This is a genomic window from Pseudomonas sp. AKS31, assembly GCF_023634765.1.
Taxonomy (GTDB): Bacteria; Pseudomonadota; Gammaproteobacteria; order Pseudomonadales; family Pseudomonadaceae; genus Aquipseudomonas.
The window spans coordinates 427971-451947 of record NZ_JAMLFX010000005.1; the positions used below are offsets into that span (position 1 = coordinate 427971).

The 23977-nt window shown below is 59.1% G+C and carries 19 protein-coding genes; 5 read left to right on the forward strand and 14 right to left on the reverse strand.

All coding sequences use genetic code 11. The features are described from left to right. Positions 1 to 69: 69 nt before the first annotated feature. The 12 genes from M9827_RS17560 to M9827_RS17615 form a co-directional block, all read right to left on the reverse strand. Positions 70 to 3096: a multidrug efflux RND transporter permease subunit gene (locus tag M9827_RS17560; RefSeq protein WP_250606367.1), complete on the reverse strand. Its 3027-nt coding sequence runs from the start codon at positions 3094 to 3096 to the stop codon at positions 70 to 72. 13 nt (positions 3097 to 3109) lie between these two features. Next, positions 3110 to 4258, reverse strand: coding sequence for an efflux RND transporter periplasmic adaptor subunit (locus M9827_RS17565; protein ID WP_123453749.1), 1149 nt, complete (start codon positions 4256 to 4258; stop codon positions 3110 to 3112). Between the two features lie 180 nt (positions 4259 to 4438). Beyond that, a complete protein-coding gene (locus tag M9827_RS17570) occupies positions 4439 to 5539 on the reverse strand; it encodes a DUF1513 domain-containing protein (RefSeq protein WP_250606368.1) in 1101 nt (366 codons plus the stop codon). A 14-nt stretch (positions 5540 to 5553) separates the two neighbouring features. Next, positions 5554 to 6618, reverse strand: coding sequence for an imelysin family protein (locus M9827_RS17575; protein ID WP_250606369.1), 1065 nt, complete (start codon positions 6616 to 6618; stop codon positions 5554 to 5556). 27 nt (positions 6619 to 6645) lie between these two features. Continuing rightward, entirely contained in the window at positions 6646 to 8073 is a 1428-nt protein-coding gene (locus tag M9827_RS17580) for a di-heme oxidoreductase family protein (RefSeq protein ID WP_250606370.1), read from the reverse strand. 274 nt (positions 8074 to 8347) lie between these two features. Then, on the reverse strand, positions 8348 to 9694 hold the full coding sequence (locus tag M9827_RS17585) for an imelysin family protein (RefSeq protein ID WP_016986681.1): 1347 nt from the start codon (positions 9692 to 9694) through the stop codon (positions 8348 to 8350). A 212-nt stretch (positions 9695 to 9906) separates the two neighbouring features. Beyond that, the gene (locus tag M9827_RS17590; protein ID WP_250606371.1) at positions 9907 to 11958 is read right to left on the reverse strand and encodes a putative bifunctional diguanylate cyclase/phosphodiesterase; all 2052 of its coding nucleotides are present in this window, start codon (positions 11956 to 11958) and stop codon (positions 9907 to 9909) included. 644 nt (positions 11959 to 12602) lie between these two features. Then, positions 12603 to 13043: a type II toxin-antitoxin system YafO family toxin gene (locus M9827_RS17595; protein ID WP_250606372.1), complete on the reverse strand. Its 441-nt coding sequence runs from the start codon at positions 13041 to 13043 to the stop codon at positions 12603 to 12605. Further along, positions 13044 to 13577, reverse strand: coding sequence for a hypothetical protein (locus M9827_RS17600; protein WP_250606373.1), 534 nt, complete (start codon positions 13575 to 13577; stop codon positions 13044 to 13046). It abuts the gene before it with no gap. 578 nt (positions 13578 to 14155) lie between these two features. Beyond that, complete coding sequence (locus M9827_RS17605; protein WP_007918933.1) at positions 14156 to 14752, reverse strand: superoxide dismutase; 597 nt, start codon at positions 14750 to 14752, stop codon at positions 14156 to 14158. A 176-nt stretch (positions 14753 to 14928) separates the two neighbouring features. After that, positions 14929 to 15531: a LysE/ArgO family amino acid transporter gene (locus M9827_RS17610; RefSeq protein WP_250606374.1), complete on the reverse strand. Its 603-nt coding sequence runs from the start codon at positions 15529 to 15531 to the stop codon at positions 14929 to 14931. 5 nt (positions 15532 to 15536) lie between these two features. Beyond that, on the reverse strand, positions 15537 to 15938 hold the full coding sequence (locus M9827_RS17615; protein ID WP_250606375.1) for an ACT domain-containing protein: 402 nt from the start codon (positions 15936 to 15938) through the stop codon (positions 15537 to 15539). Positions 15939 to 16034: 96 nt separating this feature from the next. Here M9827_RS17615 and M9827_RS17620 point away from each other — a divergent pair, with 96 nt between their 5' ends. The 4 genes from M9827_RS17620 to M9827_RS17635 all read left to right on the forward strand — a co-directional run bounded on the left by M9827_RS17620 (position 16035) and on the right by M9827_RS17635 (position 20001). Continuing rightward, positions 16035 to 16922 (forward strand): LysR family transcriptional regulator ArgP, encoded by an 888-nt coding sequence (locus M9827_RS17620; protein ID WP_250606376.1) that lies wholly within the window; start codon positions 16035 to 16037, stop codon positions 16920 to 16922. Between the two features lie 108 nt (positions 16923 to 17030). Continuing rightward, on the forward strand, positions 17031 to 18023 hold the full coding sequence (locus M9827_RS17625) for an NAD-dependent epimerase/dehydratase family protein (protein WP_250606377.1): 993 nt from the start codon (positions 17031 to 17033) through the stop codon (positions 18021 to 18023). A gap of 116 nt (positions 18024 to 18139) precedes the next feature. After that, positions 18140 to 18994, forward strand: coding sequence for an ATPase (locus M9827_RS17630; protein WP_250606378.1), 855 nt, complete (start codon positions 18140 to 18142; stop codon positions 18992 to 18994). 158 nt (positions 18995 to 19152) lie between these two features. Then, positions 19153 to 20001: a cache domain-containing protein gene (locus tag M9827_RS17635; protein WP_250606379.1), complete on the forward strand. Its 849-nt coding sequence runs from the start codon at positions 19153 to 19155 to the stop codon at positions 19999 to 20001. Between the two features lie 24 nt (positions 20002 to 20025). Here M9827_RS17635 and M9827_RS17640 read toward each other — a convergent pair whose 3' ends face one another. Both M9827_RS17640 and pobA read right to left on the reverse strand, forming a co-directional pair. After that, the gene (locus M9827_RS17640; protein WP_250606380.1) at positions 20026 to 21543 is read right to left on the reverse strand and encodes an MDR family MFS transporter; all 1518 of its coding nucleotides are present in this window, start codon (positions 21541 to 21543) and stop codon (positions 20026 to 20028) included. Positions 21544 to 21622: 79 nt separating this feature from the next. Continuing rightward, positions 21623 to 22816, reverse strand: coding sequence for a 4-hydroxybenzoate 3-monooxygenase (gene pobA, locus M9827_RS17645; RefSeq protein WP_250606381.1), 1194 nt, complete (start codon positions 22814 to 22816; stop codon positions 21623 to 21625). Between the two features lie 177 nt (positions 22817 to 22993). Between pobA and M9827_RS17650 the strand changes: the two genes are divergently transcribed. After that, positions 22994 to 23878: a helix-turn-helix domain-containing protein gene (locus M9827_RS17650; RefSeq protein ID WP_250606382.1), complete on the forward strand. Its 885-nt coding sequence runs from the start codon at positions 22994 to 22996 to the stop codon at positions 23876 to 23878. Positions 23879 to 23977: the final 99 nt, after the last annotated feature.

A 23977-nucleotide genomic window follows, 5' to 3' on the forward strand; every position in this document is an offset into this window, starting at 1 on the left:
AGATCGCAGCCTTCGGCAGCTCCTACATGGGGCGGTGTAGGAGCTGCCGAAGGCTGCGATCTTTTGCTTTCAAGGCTTATCGGGTTTCGCCAGCAGGGTGTAAACGCAGGGCAGCACAAACAGCGTAAACAACGTGCCAATCGACATCCCCGTGGCAATCACCATGCCGATATCAAAACGGCTGACCGCACCCGCGCCCGTGGCGAGAATCAGCGGCACCATGCCAAACACCATCGCCGCTGTGGTCATCAACACCGGCCGCAAGCGAATCGCCGCCGCTTCCTCAACGGCTTCACGCGCCGTCAGGCCCTTGTCCTTACGCAACTGGTTGGCGAACTCGACGATCAGGATCCCATGCTTGCTGATCAGCCCGATCAGCGTCACCAACCCGACCTGGGTGTAGATGTTCATGCTCGACCAGCCAAGGAACAGCGGAATCAACGCGCCACAAATCGATAACGGCACCGTCACCAGAATCACCAGCGGATCGCGGAAACTCTCGAACTGCGCCGCCAGCACCAGAAAGATAATCGCCAGCGCCAGCGCAAAGGTTACCCACAAGGCGCTGCCTTCCTGGACGAACTGGCGTGAAGCGCCGCCGTAGTCGAAAGCAAATCCGGCTGGCGCTTCTTCGCGGGCGATCTGCAACACGGTGTCGATGGCTTCACCCATGCTCACCAACGGGAAACCGGAGATTTTCGCCGCGTTGAGTTGCTGGAACTGGTTGAGCTGGCGCGGTCGGGCGCGGTCGCTGACCTTGATCAGTGTCGACAGTGGCAGCAACTCACCCTGGGTGTTTTTCACGTAGTAATTGTTCAGCCAGTCCGGGTTGTCGCGATAGGGGCGCTCGACCTGAGCGATCACCTTGTAGCTGCGCCCTTCAATGGTGAAACGATTGATTTCCGCTTCGCCCAACAGGGTGGCGAGGGTGCCACCGAGGTCCTGCATCGATACGCCCATCTGCGCTGCTTTGGCGCGGTCGATGTCGACCACCACCTCGGGTTTGTCGAACGCCAGATCGAGATCGACGAAGGCGAACTTGCCCGACTCCATCGCACGTTTCTTGATCCGGTCGGCGACCTGTAACAACAACTCGTAGTCGTTGGCGGTGTTGACCACGAACTCGAACGGCAAGCCTTCGCCGGTGCCGGGCAGGGAAGGCAGGTTGAAACCGAAAATCTGCAGGCCCGGAATACCTTCCAGCTTGCCTTGCACCTCCGGGAGGATTTCCATTTGCGTACGACTGCGTTCGTTCCACGGCTTGAGCAGGAAGCCGCCGATGCCCGCCTGCACACCGTTGTAGCCGTTGATCTGGAACGACGAGTAGTACTCCGGAAACTCCTTGAAGATCTTGATGAATTCGTCGGTGTAGGTGCTCAGGTAATCGAGGTTGGTTGGCTGCGGCGCAGTGGCCATCATGAAAATGATGCCCTGATCTTCGTCCGGGGCCAGCTCCGATTTGGTGAACTTGAGGAACACCGGGATCAGGCACAATACGATCACCGCGAACACCAGCACCACCGGCCGCGTGTTCAGTGTGCCGTGCAGCATGCTTTGATAGCGGCGCTTGAGGCCATCGAAAATACGATCGAGGCGATGCGCCAGGCCGCTGGGATTTTCCTCGTGGCGCAGCAAGAACGCGCACATCATCGGTGACAGGGTCAGGGCGACAATCCCGGAAATCACCACGGCGCCGGCCAGGGTCAACGCAAATTCCTTGAACAACGCCCCGGTCAGCCCGGTGAGAAAGCCGATCGGCGCATACACCGCCGCCAGGGTGATGGTCATCGACACCACCGGCATGGCGATTTCCCGTGCACCTTCCAGCGCCGCATCAAACGGCGTTTTGCCTTCCTCGATATGCCGGTGGATGTTTTCCACCACAACAATCGCATCGTCCACCACCAGACCGATCGCCAGCACCATTGCCAGCAGCGTCAGCAGGTTCATTGAGTAGCCCATCATCTGCATGAAGAACATCACGCCGATCATCGACAGCGGAATGGTCACCACCGGGATCACCACCGAACGCAATGCGCCGAGGAACAGGAACACCACAACGATGACGATCAGCACCGCTTCGAACAGGGTTTTCACCACTTCATCAATCGAAGCCTGAATAAACAGCGTGGCGTCGTAGGCGATCTCGCTCTTGAGGTTCGGCGGCAGTTGCGCTTCCAGCTCCGGCATCAGCTTGCGCACTTCCTTGATCACATCCAGCGGGTTGGCGCCGGGGGTGGCCTTGATGCCGATGTACACCGACGGCGTGCCGCCGAACGAGCTGATCGAATCGTAGTTTTCTGCGCCCATTTCCACCCGCGCGACATCGCTGAGCAGCACGCGGCTGTCGCCACTGACCTTGAGCGGAATCGCCGCGAAGGCTTCGGCGGATTTCAGTTCGGTGTTGGCGTTGATGCTGGTGACCACGTACTCGCCTTTCACTTCGCCGGCAGCGGAGAGGAAGTTGTACTGGCGCACGGCGTTGGTCACATCGTTGGCGCTGAGGCCGAAACCTGCGAGCTTCACCGGGTCGAGCCACAGGCGCATGGCGAACACCTGATTGCCGAGAATTTCCGCCTCGGCCATGCCCGGCAGGGTCGCCAGTTTTGGCTGGATTACCCGTGACAGGTAGTCGGTGATCTGCGGGTTGCTCAGATCCTTGCTGAAGAAGCTGATGTACATCAGCGCCGAGGCGTCGGCGGACTCCTTGCTCAGCACCGGGTCTTCGGCGTCCTGCGGCAGCTTGTTTTTCACCTCGTTGGCCTTGGCCAGCAGTTCGGTGAACAAGCGGTCGGTGTTGGAACCGATGCGCGCGTAAATCGAAATCACCGAGAAATTCTGGCGACTGACCGAGGTCATGTAGTCGATGCCCTCGGCGCTGGCCAGGCTCTGCTGCATCGGCTGGGTGATGTAGCCCTGAATGGTTTCGGCGTTGGCCCCGGGATAAGCCGTAGTGACCGTGATCAGGGCGTTTTCCATTTGCGGGTATTGGCGCAGCGGCAACTTGCTCCAGGCTTGAAAGCCCAGCAGCACAATCAACAGGCTGACCACGGTGGCGAGCACCGGGCGGCGGATGAACGGATCGGTAAAAGCCATGGGAATTCCTTGATCAGTCGGCGCGGGGCGGACTGTTCTGCTCGCCGAGGGTCTTGTCGTCGCTGATGGCGATGTGAGCACCGTTGTCCAGTTTGATCTGGCCGGCCGTCACCACTTGTTCGCCGCTCTGCACGCCCTTGTTGATCATCACCAGGCCATCGCGGCGCTCACCGGTTTCGATGAAGCGGCGTTCGGCGATCAGCACCGGTTGGCCCTTGTCATCCTTTTCGACGCTGCCGTCCTCGGCTTTCTTCTGCCCGACCACGTAGATCGAGTTGCCGTAGAGGGTGTAGGTGATCGCACTCTCCGGCACGACGATGTGTTTCTGCGGATCGGGCAGCAACACCTCGAGGCTGGCGAACATGCCCGGGAGCAATTTGCCGTCCGGGTTGGCCAGCGTGGCGCGAACCAGAATGTTGCGCGTAGTGCTTTCGACGATCGGGTTGATCGCGCTGATCTTGCCGGCGAAGTTCTGCTTGGGATACGCGGCGACAGCGATCTGCACCGGCTGACCGATGGCCAGTTTAGGCACCGATTGTTCGGGCAGGTAGAAGTCGGCGTAGAGGCTGCTCAAGTCCTGCAGTGTGGCGATTTTGGTGCCGCTGGCGAGGTAGTCGCCGACGTCGACCTGACGGATGCCGATGGTGCCGCTGAACGGCGCGAGGATGCGTTTTTTCGCCAGCGAAGCGTTGAGCTGATTGACCGTGGCTTTGTTCTTTTGCAGCACGGCGGAGAGCCGGTCGTACTCGCCTTTGGAGATCGCGCGGCTGTCGACCAATTGCGCGCCACGGCCGAAGTCCAGTTGTGCCAGACCCAGATCAGCCTTGGCGGTTTCCAGCAGGGCGGTTTCGACGCCACTGTCGAGTTGCAGCAGCGGCTGCCCGGCCTTGACCTTCTGGCCGGATTCGAACTTGAGTTCGGTGACGGTGCCGGCCACTTCCAGGCTTAGCTCGACACCCTGCAGCGCCTTGAGAGAGCCAACGGTGGGCAAACGCATCTGCCACGGCTGCTCGGTGGCATTGGCCACGGCGACGCTGATCGGCGGTTTCGGCTTGGAAAAGCCCTGGATCATCGTGTAGATCGAAAAGGCTTTGTACCCGCCCAGCACCAGGACGATCAACAAAACAACACCCAACATGATCAGCATGCGGCGACGCAGCATATTTCCAGTTCCTTGGATAAATCAGGTGAGACAGGCGGGCACATTACTCCGAGTGCAGGGGGGATTCCAACTGGCAGTTTTTACAGGGGGGCGCAAAAAGATCGCAGCCTTCGGCAGCTCCTACAGTGGAATGCATTCCAAGGTAGGAGCTGCCGCAGGCTGCGATCTTTTAAGGCTTTTTTACGCCATCAAGTGCAGATGGTTGTCCCAGAGCCCCGCCGGCAATTCCAGCGGCTTGGCCAGCAGCTCATCCTGACGGCAATCGTAGTAACGGCAACGCCCTTGTCCGGAAGTCACGACAAAACCGTCCTTCACCGCACCGACGCCTGCGCAATCGGGCAATGGAGCGTCGAGGCGTACTTCGCCGCTGTCCAGATCCCAGATAAAGAAGCGATTGCCACGCGGTGCCGTCAGCGCGACCAGACGCAAATCGCTGTGCACGGCGACGCTGGCGGTGTAGTGCCCCATCGACTGCAACTGATGCTCCGGCACCGGGAATGCCACGAACGGTTGCCCCGGACGCTTGATCGCCAGCAGCTCCGAACGCTCATGGGAGGCGCCCATGAACTGCTGACCGGCAACGATGGTGCCGTCGCTGGCGATGCCCAAATGACGCACGCTGTTCATCTGCTGGGCGAGGGTTTCCTTGCTCAGCAGGGTGCCGTCGCGCTGCATCAAGACCAGGCTCGGCTCCATGGCGTTGAGGTTCATGTCGACGCGGCTTTCCGCCTCGGTACGAATCCCGCCGTTGGCCACCACCAGCGTCTCGCCGTCAGGCATCCAGGAAACCTGATGCGGGCCGAGGCCATGGGTGGAAATCTCGCCCGTGTGTATCAGCCGCGCCCCTTCGAACTTGTACACGCCGAGCAAGCCACGGCCGGGATCGGTGGTGTCGTTCTCGGTGGCGTAGAGGTATTCGCCGTCCTTGTGCACCACGGCGTGGCCGTAGAAATGCCGGTTCGGCTGCGAGGTCACCGTCTGCAGTAACTTACCGTCGCGCAGGTCGATCAGGTAACTCTCGGTGCCCGGGCGACGTGCGACGAACAGTGCAATCGGCTGCGTCGGATGGTTGATGATGTCGTGGCAGCGTTGGCCGACTTCGGTGGCGAACACCCGCGTGCCATCCAGCCGATAGCCGACGGCGTAGTGCTTGCCGTCGGTGTCGTCGCGCGCCGACAGCAACAGCGGGCTCTGATCCTTGCGTTTGAACAGCGTCCAGCCGCCCAGCGTCACTGCTCCCAGCAGTGCACTACCTAAAGTCAGCACCTGACGTCGCAGCATGGCACTTGCCCTCATCAGTCACCGTCGTTGGCGTTGAAGCCCAGTTGGATGCCCAGCGCCTTGGCCAGTTCGCCTTCGTGCAGGCGATGGACGACGTTGAGGCTGTCGTAGATGTCGTTCAGTTGCTGACGACCGGCGTCGTCTTCGAGCATATCGCCGAGCGAACGCTGAGTGCTGTCGAACAGTTTCAGCGAAGCGGCGTAGGCAGCGTCGATTTTGTCCGCCAGTGGCTTCTGCTCAGCCGGTAACAGAGCGCGCAGGCCTTTGTTGTCGACACCTTCCCAGACGGTTTTGGCAGCGGCGAGGCTGGCTTCCAGTGCGGTCAGCGAGGACTGGCTGCGCCAGGCATCGGCCTGGAACGGTTGAGGCACGCCTTTGCTCTGGCGGCCCATTGGCGTGCCGAGTTTTTTCTTCAGAGTGTCCAGTGCGGTGACCTGCACGCGCAGCAGATCGGCGATCGCTTCGTGGGAATCGGCGTAGCGCTGGTTGGGGAACTTGCTCATCTGCGCGAGCATGCCGTCGGTGTTGTTCCAGCTCTGCAGAATCTCTTCGGCCAGTTGCTTCTGCCGTTCGCCAATGGCGATCAACAGCGGGCAGTACTTGGCTTTCTGTTCGGCGTTGGCCACGTCAGGCTTGGCGTCGAACAGAATGTACTCGTAAGCCGACAGGCCTTGCACGACCACGCTCGACTTGGCCAGGGCGGCGGCGTCGATCTGCGGCTGGGCGACCACCAGTTGCTCGACCTGACGGCCAACCAGGTTCTTCTTGTCCGGCCAGAACTGCACTTGCCACGAACGATTGCCCTCGGCCAGCGGACCGATCAGCAGCGGTTGCAGCTCGGCCCAGGCTTTCTGCGCATGGAGGAAGTCGGCGCGCGCGGTTTCCAGGGTTTCTTTGCCCTGGCAGTAGGCGAGGGCGCTGACCGCCAGTTGCTTGTCGGCTTCGACCCAACGGGTGTAGGTCGGCAGGATCACTGATTTGGCGATGGCTGCCGAGGTGACCGCTTGCGGATCCTGCGGCGAGCAGGCACCGAGGGCGAGCGCGGCAAGGCTGGTGAACAGTAGCTTGGGACGGAACATGTCGGGCTCCCGATTCTTTTTCAGTGTTTAAAGTGAGTTCAAGAACGCCAGCAGCGCGGCGCGCTGCTCGGCATTGAAAGACAAAACCTGTTGCTGCGCGGCCGTCGCTTCGCCGCCGTGCCAGAGCACCGCTTCGAGCAGATTGCGCGCGCGACCGTCATGCAAAAACTGGGTGTGACCGCTGACTGCTTGCGTCAGACCGACGCCCCACAACGGCGGCGTGCGCCAGTCGCGACCGGAGGCCTGGAATTCTGTGCGGTTGTCAGCCAGACCCTCGCCCATGTCGTGCAGCAGCAGATCGCTGTACGGGCGAATCACCTGATTGGCCAGTTCCGGTTCGGCTGCGTCGGCGGCGGTGGTGTATTTCGGTGTATGGCACGACTGGCAGCCGGCCTGGAAAAACAGGTTCTTGCCGGCCAGCACTTGAGGATCGTTGACGCCACGCCGCGCAGGTACCGCGAGGTTGCGGCTGTAGAACAGCACCAGACGCAGAATGTTGTCGCTGACTTCCGGCTCGCCATCCGGGCCGTTGCCGTTCGGTGCCTGTTTGCAGGCGGTTTGGGCGTCGGTGCAGTCATCGAAGGGGCGCAGGCTGGTGGTGAGGCCCATGTCGCCGGAAAACGCGTGGACGTTCTGTTGATTGAGGTTCGGTTGTCCGGCTTTCCAGCCGAATCTGCCCATGACGGTCTTCTGCAACGCATCATCCCAGACCTGATTGGGACGGCCATTGATGCCTTTGTTGTCTTTGGCTTGCGCGGTGGCGTTGGCCAGAATCGCTTCTTCGGGGATCGCTTCGAGCAGGCCCAGACCAATCATCGGCGGGGCAACGCGGGCCGAGAAACGCGTGTCCGGGTGCATCGGGCCGTAGCCCAGTTGGGTGATCTGCAACACTGGCTTGCGCAATTCGACTTCGGTACCGTCCTTGAAACGCACGGGCACAGGCGTGTAATCGACGCGCACTTTGCCTTCGGGGGCTACGCCGGGCACGGCCATGTCCTGGAACTGGCCGCCGTAGACCGGCTCCGGCACTACGCCGACCTGCTCAATGAGCTTGGCGAATTGCGGCGCATCAGGGATCGACAGGCGCACCAGCATCGACACCGCGTTGGCGGCATCCGGCGTTGGCGGATGGCCGCGACCGTCCTTGATGTGGCAGTTCTGGCAGGCGTTGGTGTTGAACAGCGGGCCGAGACCATCGCGCGCAGTGGTGGTCGACGGTGCGATCACCCATGGGCTGCGGAAGAAACTGTTGCCGACACTGAAGTCCACTCGCCGTGACGGTGGCAGGTTGGCCGAGGGCAGGGAGAATGCGTTCTGATCGGTCTTGCGCACGGTCGCTGCACCGCCCGAACGTGCTTCACCCGGCTCAGCCTTGGTGAAACGCGGGGCGTCATCGCAGGCACTCAGGCCCAGGGCCAGCAACAGTGCGGACAAGCGAAGAGGCAGCGAGGGCATCAGACATCCTGCGGACGGGCGAAAATGAAGGCGCAAAGTCTAACAGGGCGAAGGAGTTTGAATAAGAGGAATTATCGTTTGCTTGATATCGCGCAAATCTGAAGAGCAATGCAAAACCCCTGTAGGAGCTGCCGAAGGCTGCGATCTTTTGATCTGTCTTTTTTAGAAGCAAAGTCAAAAGATCGCAGCCTTCGGCAGCTCCTACAATGGGCCGTGTAGGGCAGGCATGAAAAAGGCGACCCGAAGGTCGCCTTTTTTGAATCGGACGCTGTGATCAGAACTCGTGATCAGCGTTGTCCGGGTTCAGGTCGCTGATGCCCAGTTTGCCGGCGGCGGCTTCGATCGAACCGGTCTGCTTGACCAGCGATGCGATGGCGTCACGAACGATCTGGTTGCCCGCGGTGTTGCCGGCAGCGATCAACTGGTCGTAGTGCTCACCCTTGTTGGCGTGATCGACCATGACCTGGATCTTCGCTTCGGTAGCGGCCAGATCGGCTTTCAGTGCGGTGTCGGCAGCCGGGTCAGCCTTGGCCACCAGCGACGACAGGCTGGCGCCGGTCATCTTGGTGCCATCAACACGGGTGTACTCGCCCAGGTAGACATTACGAATGCCTTTGGCATCGTAGAAGTGCGAGTTGTGGGTGTTGTCGCTGAAGCAGTCCTGCTCGTCTTCAGGGGAGTTGGCTTCCAGGGAAACCTTCATGCGCTCGCCCGCCAGTTCACCGAGGGAGAGGCTGCCCATGCCGAAGAGCATTTTGCGCAGACCGCTTTCGCCCGGCTCGGCTTCCAGGGTGGCGCGGTAGTTGTCAGCCACGTTCGGCTTCCAGTTGCCGACCATTTCTTCCAGGTCGCTGACCAGCAGTTGGGTCACCGACTTCAGGTAGGCACGGCGACGATCGTTGTGACCGCCAGTGGCGCCGGCGCCTTCCAGGTAGTCCGACGCCGGACGGTTGCCGGCGCCAGGACCGGTGCCGTTGAGGTCCTGGCCCCAGAGCAGGAATTCGATCGCGTGGTAGCCGGTGGCGACGTTGGCTTCGGAACCGCCCAGCTCGTTGAGGCTGGCGAGTTTTTCCGGGGTGATGTCCTTGACGTCGACCTTGTCTTCGCCGACCTGAACTTCGGTGTTGGCGATGATGTTGGCAGTGGCGCCCGGGTTACCCAGTGCGTGCTCGTAGGATTTGTCGACGTAGTCGATCAGACCCTCGTCCAGTGGCCAGGCGTTAACCTGACCTTCCCAATCGTCGATGATGGTGTTGCCGAAGCGAAACACTTCACTCTGCAGGTACGGAACGCGCGCAGCGACCCATGCAGCCTTGGCGGCTTTCAGGGTGTCGGCGTTCGGCTTGGCGAGGAAGGCGTCGACGGCGGTCTGCAGGGTTTTCGCGGTAGATTCGGCATCGCTGTAGACGGCGAAGACCATGTCGGCGTAGTGCGCGACCACAGCCTTGGCGGCGGCTTCGTCGACTTTACCGGCAGCGGCAGGCGCCGCCGCAGGTGCGGTGGTGCTGGCGGCTGGCGTCGGTGCGGCCGGAGCGGCGGCCTTGTCTTTGCCTTCGCCGCAACCGGCGAGGGAAATAGCGATGGCCAGCAGACTGGCGGTAGCCAGAGGCATACGAATCATGGCGAACATCCTGCTTCGGTAGTTGATTGGACTGGCGCGGGGGTGCGCAAAACTGCGACATAATGCAAATCTTTCGCATTATGTGTAAAGGGCGTACTTGGAAATATTTCTTATTCGCGCATCAGGAACAAAAGATCGCAGCCTGCGGCAGCTCCTGCATTTGAAATGCGTTCGTCTGTAGGAGCTGCCGCAGGCTGCGATCTTTTGACCTTCTAGAGAATGGCCGCGTTAGTGCGTTGTGCCTGTTTGAGATAGGCGCCCAGCTCGCGTGCCGGCAACGGCTTGCTGTAGTGATAACCCTGACCTTCGTGGCAGCCTTCGGAGATGATGTAGCTTTCCTGCTCGGCGGTTTCCACGCCCTCGGCGATCACCTGCATGCCCAGGCTTTTGCCCAGTTGAATGATCGCGCGAACGATGGTCGCATCGTCGTCGTCATCGAGCAGATCCTGCACAAAGCTCTTGTCGATCTTGATCTTGTCCAGCGGCAGGCTTTTCAGATAGCTCAGGGATGAATAGCCGGTACCGAAGTCATCGATGGCGATCAGTGCGCCAGAGCGGCGCAGGCTGAGCAAGTGTTGCGCAGCGGTGCTGATATCTTCCATCAGGCCGGTTTCGGTGACTTCCAGTTCCAGGCTGCGCGGTGGCAGGCGGTACATCTGCAGCAGGTTGTTGACCACTCGCGGCAGCTCGGCGTGGTGCAACTGCACGGTGGAAAGGTTCACCGCCATGCGCAGATCGGCGAAGCCCTGATCGTGCCATTCGCGTAGTTGTTTGCAGGCCTGATCGAGCACCCATTCGCCGATGGCGATGATCGTGCCGTTCTGTTCGGCCAGCGGGATGAACAGGTCCGGCGGCACCAGACCGTGTTCCGGGTGCTGCCAGCGAATCAGCGCTTCGACGCCAACCACGCGGTGATCGCGGTAGCTGATCTGCGGCTGGTAGACGAGGTAGAACTGATCGCGGATCAGCGCGTCACGCAGGTCTTTTTCCAGCTCGCGACGGCGGCGCATCTCGCTGTCGACGCTGGCGATATAGAACTGATAACGGTTGCGCGAGCGAGTCTTGGCCAGGGTCATGGTCTGCTCGGCTTTCTGCAACAGCTTCTCGGTGCTGTCGCCATCCTCCGGGAACAGGGTAATGCCGATGGTTGCGCGCAGGCGGATTTCCTGATGGTCGAGGGCGAACGGCGCTTCCAGATCATCAAGGATGCTTTGCGCCAGTTCTGCCGCTTCGTAAGGTTGTTCGATATCCGCTTGCACCAGTGCGAACTGGTCGCCACCCAGGCGGGCGAGGGCGCCGAGTCGGCCGCTGTGGGCGCGCAGGCGATCGGCGAGTGCCAGCAACAATTGATCGCCGGTCTGATAACTGAACTGCTCGTTGATGCCTTTGAAATCATCCAGCCCCACGCACAACACCGCGACCCGGCGTTGCAGCTTGCCGGCGTCGACCAGAATCTTGTCCAGTTGCTGCTGGAGTTGCTGGCGGTTCGGCAGGCCGGTGAGGAAGTCGTACTGGGCCATGCGCAGCAGGCTGTTTTCCGCTTCGTGGCGCAGATGGGTGTTGCGTTCGATCGACTCAAGCAACTGGTTGGCGGTGTTGATCCAGATGCCGAGTTCGTTTTTCTCGTGACCCTTGATCTGCGGAATCTTGTGCTCGCTGGGGCGATCCGGGTTGATCTCGGTGAGGTGTTCGATAATCCGCGACAGCGGTTTGGTCAGCAGCCAGTGATAGACCAGATACAACACCAGGCCCATCGCCAGTGCGCGCAGAACCCCGGAAATGAAGATGATCACCGAACTGACAATAAACCCCTCGCCGTAGGTGGCGGTGTCGAGGGTGATGCTCAGGTCGCCGTAATACTCGCTGTACGGCCCGCGCCCCACCAACTGCGTGGTGAACGTGCGCTCCTGGCCGAGGATCAGGTCGGTCAGCCAGCGGCTGTTGGACTGCTTCAATTCGCGGGATTTCTGCGCGAGCATGGCTTCGTTAGGGTGGCCGATGGAGGCCTGACGCACGGCATCGTCCTGGAACAGGCCTTCGATCACTTGCATGCCCATTTCCCGATCGAGGCTGTAAACCGCCTGGGTCGAGGGATCGCGGAACATGTCGAGGATGCGTTCGGCGTCGCCAGCAACGGCCTGGCGGGTTTTGTAGGCATCGAAAACGATCTGTGCGCAGCTCAAGACCACGCCGACGATCAATGCCGACAGGAGCACGACCCGGAGCAACTTCACCGACAAGCTGTTCTTGAGTTCCAGCTTCAAAGGGTTATTCCTTGTTCCGTGCGGGTAGCGTCAAGTTGCCATGAGTATTGGCAATCCCGAGTTGGCAGTCAAAGGGACAATCAGACCGGGGATGGTTTGCCCATGGCCTTGGCCGAAATGCGGCTGTCTGGAGTATTAGCCCTAATTTGTACTATGTCGGTAGTTTCGCCCCTCAACTTGAGCGGTTCGCAGCATTTTTTCCTCTTTTTGATGGTGGCCCGCGGTGGCATGTCGGCAAGCGGCCTGAGCTTACATTTGCTTGGGAGGCGCGTTTTGAATTCGGATGAGTTTCGCCGTAGCCGAATACGGCGGCGAAAAATCTTCGCTCGCGTCGATGCAATAGACCCCAGCAATAGGTCCTCAAGGTTGCGGGTGAGGGGAATGCTTGCGCAGCATTCGCCCAAGCGGGCCGATGCATCAAGAACTTTTCAATTCAGCACTGGGTCATCGATCGGCCGAGACTATTAATGTTGGGACACTGCAGAGATTAATCGATCAGTCGGCACTTCAGTGTGTACACAGCCTGTTGAATTGTGACAGCCGACGTCCTCAGAAAGCAAAAATACCCTGTGAGTGAGGGCTTTCACAGGGTATTAGGGATACCTAGAGCGCAGACGAGGTGTTTGATATGAGATCGCTACGGTTCAATGCTCATCTCGAAATTTTTTGGCCAGAATACCTAACTTGGTCATGACCTTTTCTACCTTGGCTTTGTCGTGACCGTTGGGAGCAAAAAAAGCTAGGATCATATAGTGATCTTCTTCCATGACACCTTGGACATACACAAGTGCTGCATCTAACTCAGGTAGATCTTTAGAACACTTTCGATAACATTGGGCCTTCCTCGGATCAAATGTCTGCGGAGGTAGCGCAATATGTATGTGCCTCAACTGACCTGACCGTGCCGCCGGAGGATGGCTATAAGGTTGATCACAGCCAAAATAATCAGCCAGCCTTAATCCTTTGCTCTCCATGCAGATACGAAAGTCTTGAAGGATTGACTTTTCTAGTGATGGGTAGTCTTTCAGGACGTCGTCGAAGAGTTCACCCCGAGTTTCGGGGTGAATGGAGACAATTACCGACATTTAACTGACTGACAGAATGAGTCGATCAGTCGAGCGCACCACCAGTGCTTTTAATGCATCCATATCAACATCGCTTTCGTAATACTCAGGCACTGCGGAGCGCTGGTTTACAATTGATGCATTTAGAGAAGCTGCGGACCTCGCTTTTGCGATAGATCTTAAAATTGATTTGCTTTCGGTTTTATAATCAGCGGAAATTTTATCATTTTTAAGAGTGCGCTCGGCGCATCGAAGATTGTCCGCAATCAAACTAAAGTGATTGATTTCAAATAAACTTTCTGGTGCGTCATTATGTATCAGTATAAGTGTGTATTTTTCCAGCGCTGTTGTAAGTTCAGCGAGCTTTTTATTAATGGTGTCGGCCAACAATTGAACTTTAAGAGATTCTTCATCAATCGAAGCGTTCAAAGGTTGTGGTGGTTTTGGGCCAAGCATATCGTGTTCATAAGCAATACCAACGCAGACTGTCGCGATGGCTGCTGCGAGGGTAAGGCTTGCCCAAGTTCCTTTGGGTTGCATTACAGTTGTAGTCATAAATCCTCCTTGGACGACTCAGCGATCAAAGCAGATTTCACTTCGCGCATGCAGTCAAATTTGGATGCGAATTATCGGCATGTCAACCCTGTTGTCAACGGATAATGGCCGATTGACACTGAATCCAATGGGTGGAATGGCTAAGGATGACGTATCTCCGACAGTCGGTTAGCCGCAACATTTCGCAGGAAAATATCAGGCCAAGAATTGTAAGTTATCGCGACTTCTCAGTGTAAGAGAATGCTTACAAGAGATGTAGATCTGCAGTTCCTTGTTGAGCAGCGCGCTCGACCGCTTGATCGAGTTGCGATGACCATTCTGCTTCTAGTCAGTGACACAGATCAGCGTCTGCTTGCTGCGGACGTTCTTCTTGTATATAGAGATTTTTAGGCGCGTTTTGCGGGAACTGTGTTTGCGAAAGAAAAGTTTTTTCTGGCATATGCCGTCGTTCAATACTGACCCGATTGTGGTGATCCCACACCAAAATCAAAACACCCTGTAAAGACATCGTCTCTACAGGGTGTCCGGGGCCAGCTCATAAACCCGGCAAAAGCCGGGTTTTTTGACTGGCGCGCAGCTTAAGCGGTGAAGGTTTTGCCTTCGAACTGCTCAGCAACGAACTTCCAGTTGACCAGGTTCCAGAACGCTTCGACATATTTAGGACGAACGTTGCGGTAGTCGATGTAGTAAGCGTGTTCCCAGACGTCGCAGGTCAGCAGCGGGGTGTCGCCGCTGGTCAGCGGGTTGCCGGCGCCGATGGTGCTGGCCAGGGCCAGGGAACCGTCAGCCTTTTTCACCAGCCAGCCCCAGCCGGAACCGAAGGTGCCGATCGAGGTTTTGCTGAACTCTTCCTTGAACTTGTCGAACGAACCGAAAGCAGCGTTGATGGCTTCTGCCAGTGCGCCGGTTGGTTGACCGCCGGCGTTTGGCGCCAGGCAGTTCCAGTAGAAAGTGTGGTTCCAGACCTGAGCGGCGTTGTTGAAGATACCGCCCGAGGAAGTCTTGACGATTTCTTCCAGGGTCTTGCCTTCGAACTCGGTGCCTGGCACCAGGTTGTTCAGGTTCACGACATAGGTGTTGTGGTGCTTGTCGTGGTGGTATTCCAGGGTTTCCTTGGAAATGTGCGGCTGCAGGGCATCGTGTGCGTAAGGCAGCGGCGGCAATTCGAAAGCCATGATGATTCTCCTAATCAGGTCTGTTGCGGTGAGCGCAAGGCCGATCACGGGCGGCCAGAAATGCACCGGCGAGTTTTTACTCTTTGCGGCGCAGGGTTTCGATCATAGCACCGGGGTTGCGCCATAACCACGCAACAACTGTGTGGGATAGAGGTTCCAGAGCCTTTTGGAATAAATCAGGATGCCAATATCAATTGCCCCGCGACCGTGAACATCATCAACGCCACCACCAGATCGAGGATCCGCCAGGTACTCGGACGGGCCAGCCACGGTGCCAACCAGGCAGCGCCCAATGCCAAGGTGAAAAACCACAGCAGTGAAGCACTCGCCGCGCCCACTACATAAGCGCCCGGCACCGATTGCTGCGCGCCGAGAGAACCGATCAGCAACACCGTATCCAAGTAAACGTGCGGGTTGAGCAGCGTCACCGCCAAAGCGCTGAGCATCACCGCGCGCAGGGAGCGCACGGTCTGATTCTCGCCTTGACCCATGCTTTGTTTCGAGCAGGCCCGACGCAACGCCTGGCTGCCGTACCAGATCAAAAATGTCGCACCGCCCCAACGGGCAATCGCCAGCAGCGTCGGGTTCTGCGCCAGAATCGTCGCCAGGCCGAATACCCCGGCCGCCACCAGCAGCGCATCGCAGACCACGCACAACGCTGCCACCGGCAAATGATGTTCACGGCGCAAACTCTGCGCCAACACAAACGCATTCTGCGTGCCGATGGCCATGATCAGCCCGAAGGCCACCAGAAGGCCGTTCACATAGCTTTGCCACATAACATTCACTCCGCGTTGGCTGCGAGATCGCGCAGCACTTGGATGGCGCGTTCGGCGTCGGCCTGGCCGACAAACAAATGGTCGTGGTAGTAGCCGGCGATCACGTTGCAACTGATCCCGGCCTTGCCCAGTGCCGTGGCGAAAGCGGCGGTGAGGCCAACGGCTTCCAGCGCCGAATGCACGTTCAAGGTGATCCACGCGGCGACGTAATCGAAACTGAGGCCGGCCTGTTCGGCGTGGGAACGTTCGAGAATCACAGTCAAGCCTTCCTGTTCGCGGAAGCTGCCGACAACCTCCAGACCGCTTGGCAACACACCGTCGCGCAGGGTGCAAAACACGTATTCGCCGGCGTTGAGTTGCGGGCTCATGCTGCGCAACAAGGTTGTGAGAGAGGTTTCGCCAGCCATGAGGGTGATCCTTGAGAAAGAGTGCTTGCTGGCTATTCTCCGGGCGAAACCTGTATAAGAAAAACCAATAGTGCTGATCGCTCATTAGGAAAACTGATGTTCGACTATAAATTGCTCTCCGCTCTGGCCGCCGTGGTCGAGCAGGCAGGATTTGAACGCGCCGCGCAGGTGCTGGGCTTGTCGCAGTCGGCGATCTCGCAGCGGATCAAACTGCTTGAAGCGCGGGTCGGCCAGCCGGTGTTGATTCGCGGCACGCCGCCGTCGCCGACGGAGATTGGCCGGCGCCTGCTCAACCATGTGCAGCAGGTGCGTTTGCTTGAGCGGGACTTGCAAACCCTGGTGCCGGCGCTGGACGAAGAGGGCCTGCCGGAGCGTTTGCGCATCGCGCTGAATGCCGACAGCCTCGCCACGTGGTGGGCCGAAGCGGTTGGCGACTTTTGTGCCGAACAACATTTGCTGCTCGATCTGATCGTCGAAGATCAGACGGTCGGCCTCAAACGCATGCGCGCCGGCGAAGTGGCCGCGTGTCTTTGCGCCAGCGAGCGACCGGTGGCCGGCGCGCGCAGTGTGTTGCTCGGCGCGATGCGCTATCGCGCGCTGGCCAGCCCGGCGTTCATTGAACGGCATTTTCCCGATGGCGTACGCGCCGAACAATTGCCGCGCACGCCAGCGCTGGTGTTCGGGCCGGACGATTTCCTGCAGCATCGCTACCTCGCCTCGTTGGGCGTCGATGGCGGTTTCGAGCACCATCTGTGCCCGTCCTCGGAAGGTTTTATCCGCCTGATCGAAGCCGGACTCGGCTGGGGACTGGTGCCGGAACTGCAAGTGCGCGATCAATTGCAACGCGGGTTATTGCGCGAACTGTTGCCAGATAAACCGATCGACGTGCCGTTGTACTGGCATCATTGGCGCAATGGCGGTCAACTGCTGGGCTTGCTGACTGAGCAATTGGTGCGTTCATCGGCGCAATGGCTGGTGGCTTGAAAGCAGCTGTGAGCGTCAAGCTGCAAGCGGCAAGACAAGCGCTGCGCACCGTTTTAACTTGCAGCTGGGGGCTTGAAGTTCGTAGCTGCTTTTCTGTTGGAGTTTTGCATGAAAATTCTGGTCACCGGCGCAAGCGGCTTCATTGGCGGACGCTTTGCGCGTTTCGCCCTGGAGCAAGGCCTGGACGTGCGGGTCAACGGTCGCCGGGCCGAGAGCGTCGAACATCTGGTGCGCCGTGGTGCCGAATTTGTCCCCGGCGATCTGACTGATCCTGATCTGGTCCGCGAGCTGTGTTCCGATGTTGAAGCCGTGGTGCATTGCGCGGGCGCCGTCGGGCTGTGGGGTCGCTATCAGGACTTTCATCAGGGCAATGTGCAGGTCACGGAAAACGTCGTCGAAGCCTGCTTGAAGCAGCGCGTTCGGCGTTTGGTGCATCTTTCCTCGCCATCGATCTATTTCGATGGTCGCGATCATCTCAATCTGACTGAAGAGCAGGTGCCCAAGCGCTTCAAGCATCCCTACGCCGCGACCAAGTACCTGGCCGAGCAAAAGGTCTTCGGCGCGCAGGAGTTCGGCCTCGAAACCATTGCTCTGCGCCCGCGCTTCGTCACCGGCGCTGGTGACATGAGCATCTTCCCGCGCCTGCTCAACATGCAGCGCAAAGGCCGTCTGGCGATCATCGGCAATGGCTTGAACAAAGTCGATTTCACCAGCGTGCAGAACCTCAACGAAGCGATGCTCAGCAGTTTGCTGGCCGCCGGCTCCGCGCTGGGTAAGGCTTACAACATCAGCAACGGCGTGCCGGTGCCGCTGTGGGATGTTGTCAATTACGTGATGCGCAAGATGGAAGTGCCGCAAGTCACCCAATATCGCTCGTATGGTCTGGCCTACAGCGTCGCGGCGCTCAACGAGGGCGCCTGCAAGCTCTGGCCGGGGCGTCCGGAGCCAACCTTGTCGCGGCTGGGCATGCAGGTGATGAAAAAAAATTTCACCCTCGACATCAGCCGTGCCCGGCATTATCTGGACTACGATCCGAAAGTCAGCCTGTGGTCGGCGCTGGATGAGTTCTGCGCCTGGTGGAAAGCTCAGGACATTCGTTGAAACGATTCGGCCGGGCGGCAATGAACCGCTCCGCAGGTTGGGGGTCAATCCCTGCGGCTGCGGCGGTTATACTTCGCAGCATTTAGCCATCACCGCGTTTCACAAAGGTTGCCTCAATGTCCATGCGTAATGATGCCCACGACGATTTCGATGATGTCCCGAGCCTGCGTGCCGACACCTTCGACGACGATGACATTCCGACCACCGCTCGCACCTCCGTGCACTCGCGCACGCCGCCCGTGGTCAAGGTCAAGGCGGCCAACACCGGCCCGTTGTGGGCGTTGGTCGGTGCATTGTTTTTTGCCTTCATCGGCCTCGCCTGGTGGAGCTTTCAGCAGATTTCGCTGATGGAACAGCAACTGGTCGCCACTCAGGAAAGCTTCGCGCGCATCAGTGAGGAAGCCGCCGGACGCTTGCAGGACATTTCCGGCAAGGTTGTCGCCAGCCAGTCCAACGTTACCAGCGACAGCGAAGCCCTTAAGCTGCAAATCAAGCAACTTGAAGGCAAGCTGCTCGATCAGAGCAAACAGCAGCAAGGCGTCGCGGGGCAAGCCAGTGATCTGGACAAGCGTCTGGCGCAGATGACTGCGCAGACCACCGAACAACAGAACGCCAACACTCAGTTGCAGGCACAGGTCAAAGCCTTGAGCGCGGAACTGGCGACGCTGAAAAACACACCGGCCGACACCAGCAAGGTCGACACGCAATTGAAGGCCTTTGACGCGCAGTTTAAAAGCCTCGGCGCTGATATCGCGGCGTTGAAGAAGCAGGGCAATCCTAGCGCGGCAATCGATCGCCTCGAACAGGAAATCGTCGTATTGAAAAGCGAGCAGGACAACCGCCCGGCAGCCCCGCAGGGTGGCGGTAATACCGCTGAGTTCGATGCGTTCCGTGGGCAGATGACCCGCAACATCAATACGCTGCAGGCGCAGATCCAGAACCTGCAGCAGCAGATCAACGCCCGCCCATAGCGAAAAACAGGGTTCTTTGCGTGGACAGAGAACCCTGTGGCGAGGGGATATCCTTTGTCACAGGGGGGCTCTGTAATCCCCTGCATCATTCTGAATACTCGTACATCACCCCAAGCCGTCTACGCTCTTGAAACACCAACAAGAACGAGGGATGCGCTATGGGGTTTTTGCATAAAGTGGCCTGGCTCGGCGTGATGTTACTGGCTGGTTTCGGCCAGGCCAGCGCCGCTACTACCGCCAAGGATGACAGTCAGGCCGCCATTGCTTTGCTGGAAAAAGCCCTGGCTTATTACCACGACAACGGCGACAAGGCGTTCGCTGCGTTCAGCCGGCAGGGCGAGTTCGTCGACAAGGATCGCTACGTTTTCGTGGTCGACACCAAAGGTGTGATGCTCGCCAGCGGCGGGCCTTCGTCGGCGTTGATCGGTCGTGACGTCAGTGAAGTACTCGGCCCGGATCTGCAGAAAACCTTCAAGGACGCGTTGAAAGTGCCGGAAGGCAACGGCATCCAGCAGGCCGAATACCGTTGGCAGAACTGGTCCGACGGCAAGGTCGAGCGCAAGCACGTGTATTACCAGCGCATCGGCCAGCGGATTCTGGCGGTGGGGTACTACTTGCCGCGAGCATCGGCGGAGCAGGCCAAAGCACTGCTGGACAAAGCGGCCAGCGATTTGGGCAAAGACGAGAAGGGCACACTCACCGCGATCAATTCGCTCAAGGGTGGCTACTTGCAGGATGACCTGTATGTGTTTGTGGTCGATCTGAACACCCAGCGCTACGTTGCCCACGGCACCAATCTGCGCTTGATCAACACCGACTTCGGCAAGGTCAAGGACCCAGAAGGCAAACCGGTGGGCGAGCCGATTCTGGCGCTGATCGGCAAGCAGGATGAGGGCGAATATGAATACCGCTGGAAGAACCCGGTAACCGGCAAGGTCGAGGACAAGCATGCCTACCTGAAGAAAGCCGGGCATTTCCTCGTTGCAGTCGGTTACTACAGCCCTTGAAGATCAAAAGATCGCAGCCTTCGGTTATTTGGCGCCGTGCTCACGCCCGCGCAGCAGATTGTTCGGCATGGCAATCGCCGCCGCCAGCCCGAGCAACGACACTGCAGCACTCACCCACAACAAATGCCGGAATGTCACCAGCAGTTCCGCACGCAAGGCGTTCTGCGCATCCCCTGGCGCGGCGTTCAAACCATCGAGCAGGACGTTGCCCGAATGCCCTTCGCTCATCAGCGAACTGTTCGCCAGATGGGCGAAACTGGAATCCTGCAACAACGCCAGCAACAGCGCCGACATCAACGCCACGCCCACTGCGCCGCCGAGGGAGCGAAACAAGTTGGTGGTGCTGGTGGCCACGCCGATGTCGCGTTGCTCCACCGAATTCTGCGTGCCGACCAGCGAAGTCGGGAACTGCATGCCGCTGGAAATACCGCAGAGCAACATGAACAGACCACTGACCAGCGTCGCCTCGGGCGGGCTGAACGCCATGCCGACTATCGCGACCGGCATCAGCATCGCGCCGGTCAGAATCTGCGGTTTGTAACGCCCGGTGATTGACGTGCGACGCCCGGCGAAAAACGCACCAATCGGCAGCCCCATCGCCAGCGGCAGCAAGTGCAAGGCTGCACTGTCAGCACCGGCCCCGGTGACGCTCTGAAAGCGCAGCGGCATCAGCACAATCAGCGAAATCGCCTGGAAACTGGTGAAGAAAATCGTGCACCAGCACAGCAAGGCGTTGCGATTGGCGAACAGGTGCATCGGCAGCAACGGCTCCCGCGTTCGGCGTTCGTGCCAGACAAACAGCGCCAACACCACCACTGCACACGCGAACAGACCGAGCACTTCACTGCTGCGCCACGAATGGCCCTGACCCACCTGAGTGATTCCCAGCAGCAGGGCGGTCAGGCCGATGATCATCAGCAGCGTGCCGAGGTAGTCGATGATCGGTTTGCGCTGCGGAATCGGCAGGCCACGCAGATTGCGCCGCGCCACCCACCAGGCACCGAGGCCCAGCGGCAGGTTGATCAGAAATACCCAGCGCCACGACAGGTATTCGGTCATGTAACCGCCGAGTACCGGGCCGGCGACACTGGCCACCGCGTACATGCTGCTGAAGTAACCCTGATAACGCCCGCGTTCACGCGGCGGCACGATGTCGCCGATGATCGCCTGACTCACCGAGATCATCCCGCCGGCACCGATACCCTGAAGGATCCGCGCCAGCACCAGTTGCTCCATGCTTTGCGCCATGCCGCAAAACAGTGAGGCAAGGGTGAACAGGCCCATACCGAACAGCATCAGTTTGCGCCGCCCATACAAGTCGCCAAGCTTGCCGTAGATCGGCACGGCCACCGTCATCGCGACCATGTATCCGGAAATCACCCAGGCCAGCAGGCTGACGTCCTTGAACTGAGCCGAGATGGCCGGCATCGACACGGCGACGATGGTCTGGTCGAGCGCGCCGAGAAAGATCGCCATCATCAGCGCGACCAGCACGCTGCGAATGGCCGGTTTGGGCGTTTCGGGGTGATTGAGATTGGTCACGGGCGAGCCTGCGGGCAGTGATGAACCCGCGCGGCCATTGCGCGCGGGTGGATGCTCGCCAGTGTAAGTCGGTAGCAGGCTATTCGATAGCCTCATAAGGAAGTCCGACGTAATTTTCTGCAATGGTTTTTCGCCCTGCTTCTGAACTGACAAAGTAGTCCAGTTCCGAGGCGCTGATGCGGTGGCTGAACGCATCGTGATCATCGAAGCGATGCAGCATCGAGGTCATCCACCAAGAAAAGCGTTCGGCTTTCCACACTCGACGCAGGCAGATTTCCGAGTACTTCTCCAGCAGATCGGTGCGGCCGTCGCGGTAAACCTTCAGCAGAATATTGAACAACGTGCTGACATCGCTGGCGGCCAGATTCAAACCCTTGGCGCCGGTCGGCGGGACGATATGCGCAGCGTCGCCGACCAGAAACATCCGCCCGTACTGCATCGGCTCGACGACAAAACTGCGCAGCGGCGCGATGCTTTTTTCGATCGACGGGCCGGTGACCAGCTTCTCGGCAAGCGCCACCGGCAGGCGATTTTTCAACTCGTCCCAGAAGCGCTGATCGCTCCAGTCGTCGACGTTTTCATCCGCCGGCACTTGCAGGTAATAGCGGGTGCGGGTCGCCGAACGCATGCTGCACAAGGCGAAGCCGCGTTCATGGCGGGCGTAGACCAACTCGTCATGCACTGGCGGCGTGTCGGCGAGAATGCCCAGCCAGCCAAACGGATAAACCCGCTCGAAGACATTCAGGCAATCGGCCGGAATCGACTGCCGCGCGACACCGTGGAAACCGTCGCAACCGGCGATGTAATCGCAATCGACGCGCCAGGTTTCGCCGTCCTTCTCGAAAGTGATAAACGCTTCGTCGCTTTTCATGCCGTGAGGAACGACCTGGCTCGCCTGGTAAATCGTTGGCGCGCCAGCCTCCCGACGAGCGGCCATCAGGTCACGGGTAACTTCGGTCTGACCGTAGATCATCACGCTCTTGCCGCCGGTCAGCGCGTGCAGATCGATGTGCACCTGACGCCCGTCCAGGGCCAGATCGAAACCGCCATGCACCAGCCCTTCGGCGTCCATGCGCTGACTCACGCCAGCCTGACGCAACAGCTCTACCATGCCTTGTTCAAGCACCCCGGCGCGGATGCGGCCGAGGACATAATCCGGCGTCTGGCGTTCGAGGATGAGGGTGTCGATGCCAGCGTTGTGCAGCAACTGGCCGAGGAGCAATCCGGATGGACCGGCGCCGATAATGGCGACTTGGGTTTTGAGAGTTTTCATTGTTTTTATGGCTCGCAAGCTTCACGCGACAAGCGCCGGTGAATGTTTTTTATGGATCGAGTGCTTGCATTTTTCCCTTGCGGGTCTGTCAATTGAAGGTGAAAACTGAGCCGATACCTGTACATTCTGCCAATCGGTGCGATTATCGCCCACAACCCCGAGGCCTGGATTGAAGTGATGAACAAGCCTGAGCTGCCTTCGATTCCAGTGTTCAAGCTCTACGGTGAAAGCCTGGACTGGCCGACCCCTGACTTGCTGCACTGTGAAACCATTTCCTCCCGCAGTCGCGAACATGAGTGGGAAATCAAACCCCACCGCCATGCTGATTTATGCCAGTTGCTCTTCGTCTTCAAAGGTCAGGCAGAGCTTGAGATCGAAGGGCAGCGCACGCAACTCCAGACCCCGGCGATTCAAGTGCTGCCACCGCTATCGGTGCATGGCTTTCGTTTTTCCGAAGACGTCGAAGGGTTCATCGTTACCCTCGCCACACCGCTGATCAATCACTTGCAGGCGCAACTGGGCGATTCGGTGCACGCGCTGGCCAGCGCGCAAAACTACCCGGCAGGCAACGACGGTGATTACCTCAACAGCCTGTTTTCGGCGTTGCAGGCCGAGTACAACGGCCACCAACCGGCGCGGGAAATGCTCATGCATTCGCTGGTCAGCGTGATCATGGTCTGGGTCAGCCGGCAGGCGATCGTGCGGCACAAAGCCAGTCAGCGGCCGCAGCGTCAGCGCGAATACCTCAATGGCTTTATTCAGTTGGTCGAGGAGACTTATCGCCAGCACGTCAAGGTTGAAGACCTCGCGCATCGGCTGGGGATTTCGGTATCGCACCTCAACGGCACATGCCGTGAACTGGCGGGGCAGCCGGCGCTGCAGATCATGCACGAGCGTCAGTTGCTGGAGGCCAAGCGCTTGCTGACCTACACCAGCATGACGATTTACGAGATGTCGGAGTTGTTGGGGTTTTCCGATCCGACCAACTTCACGCGTTTGTTCCGGCGCCGGGTGGGGATTTCACCGAAGGCTTTCCGCGACCGTCTGAAGGCCGAACAGTAGTTTCATAAACACAACAAAAACCTGTGGGAGCTGGCTTGCCAGCGATAGCGGTGGCACAGTCACCTTCAATGGTGAATGTCAGACCGCAATCGCTGGCAA

Excerpts from the sequence above, each read along its gene's own strand:
- M9827_RS17560 (WP_250606367.1), bottom strand. The coding sequence starts at position 3,096 with ATGGCTTTTACCGATCCGTTCATCCGCCGCCCGGTGCTCGCCACCGTG.
- M9827_RS17565 (WP_123453749.1), bottom strand. The coding sequence starts at position 4,258 with ATGCTGCGTCGCCGCATGCTGATCATGTTGGGTGTTGTTTTGTTGATC.
- M9827_RS17570 (WP_250606368.1), bottom strand. The coding sequence starts at position 5,539 with ATGCTGCGACGTCAGGTGCTGACTTTAGGTAGTGCACTGCTGGGAGCA.
- M9827_RS17575 (WP_250606369.1), bottom strand. The coding sequence starts at position 6,618 with ATGTTCCGTCCCAAGCTACTGTTCACCAGCCTTGCCGCGCTCGCCCTC.
- M9827_RS17580 (WP_250606370.1), bottom strand. The coding sequence starts at position 8,073 with ATGCCCTCGCTGCCTCTTCGCTTGTCCGCACTGTTGCTGGCCCTGGGC.
- M9827_RS17585 (WP_016986681.1), bottom strand. The coding sequence starts at position 9,694 with ATGATTCGTATGCCTCTGGCTACCGCCAGTCTGCTGGCCATCGCTATT.
- M9827_RS17595 (WP_250606372.1), bottom strand. The coding sequence starts at position 13,043 with ATGTCGGTAATTGTCTCCATTCACCCCGAAACTCGGGGTGAACTCTTC.
- M9827_RS17600 (WP_250606373.1), bottom strand. The coding sequence starts at position 13,577 with ATGACTACAACTGTAATGCAACCCAAAGGAACTTGGGCAAGCCTTACC.
- M9827_RS17605 (WP_007918933.1), bottom strand. The coding sequence starts at position 14,752 with ATGGCTTTCGAATTGCCGCCGCTGCCTTACGCACACGATGCCCTGCAG.
- M9827_RS17610 (WP_250606374.1), bottom strand. The coding sequence starts at position 15,531 with ATGTGGCAAAGCTATGTGAACGGCCTTCTGGTGGCCTTCGGGCTGATC.
- M9827_RS17615 (WP_250606375.1), bottom strand. The coding sequence starts at position 15,938 with ATGGCTGGCGAAACCTCTCTCACAACCTTGTTGCGCAGCATGAGCCCG.
- M9827_RS17620 (WP_250606376.1), top strand. The coding sequence starts at position 16,035 with ATGTTCGACTATAAATTGCTCTCCGCTCTGGCCGCCGTGGTCGAGCAG.
- M9827_RS17625 (WP_250606377.1), top strand. The coding sequence starts at position 17,031 with ATGAAAATTCTGGTCACCGGCGCAAGCGGCTTCATTGGCGGACGCTTT.
- M9827_RS17630 (WP_250606378.1), top strand. The coding sequence starts at position 18,140 with ATGTCCATGCGTAATGATGCCCACGACGATTTCGATGATGTCCCGAGC.
- M9827_RS17635 (WP_250606379.1), top strand. The coding sequence starts at position 19,153 with ATGGGGTTTTTGCATAAAGTGGCCTGGCTCGGCGTGATGTTACTGGCT.
- pobA (WP_250606381.1), bottom strand. The coding sequence starts at position 22,816 with ATGAAAACTCTCAAAACCCAAGTCGCCATTATCGGCGCCGGTCCATCC.
- M9827_RS17650 (WP_250606382.1), top strand. The coding sequence starts at position 22,994 with ATGAACAAGCCTGAGCTGCCTTCGATTCCAGTGTTCAAGCTCTACGGT.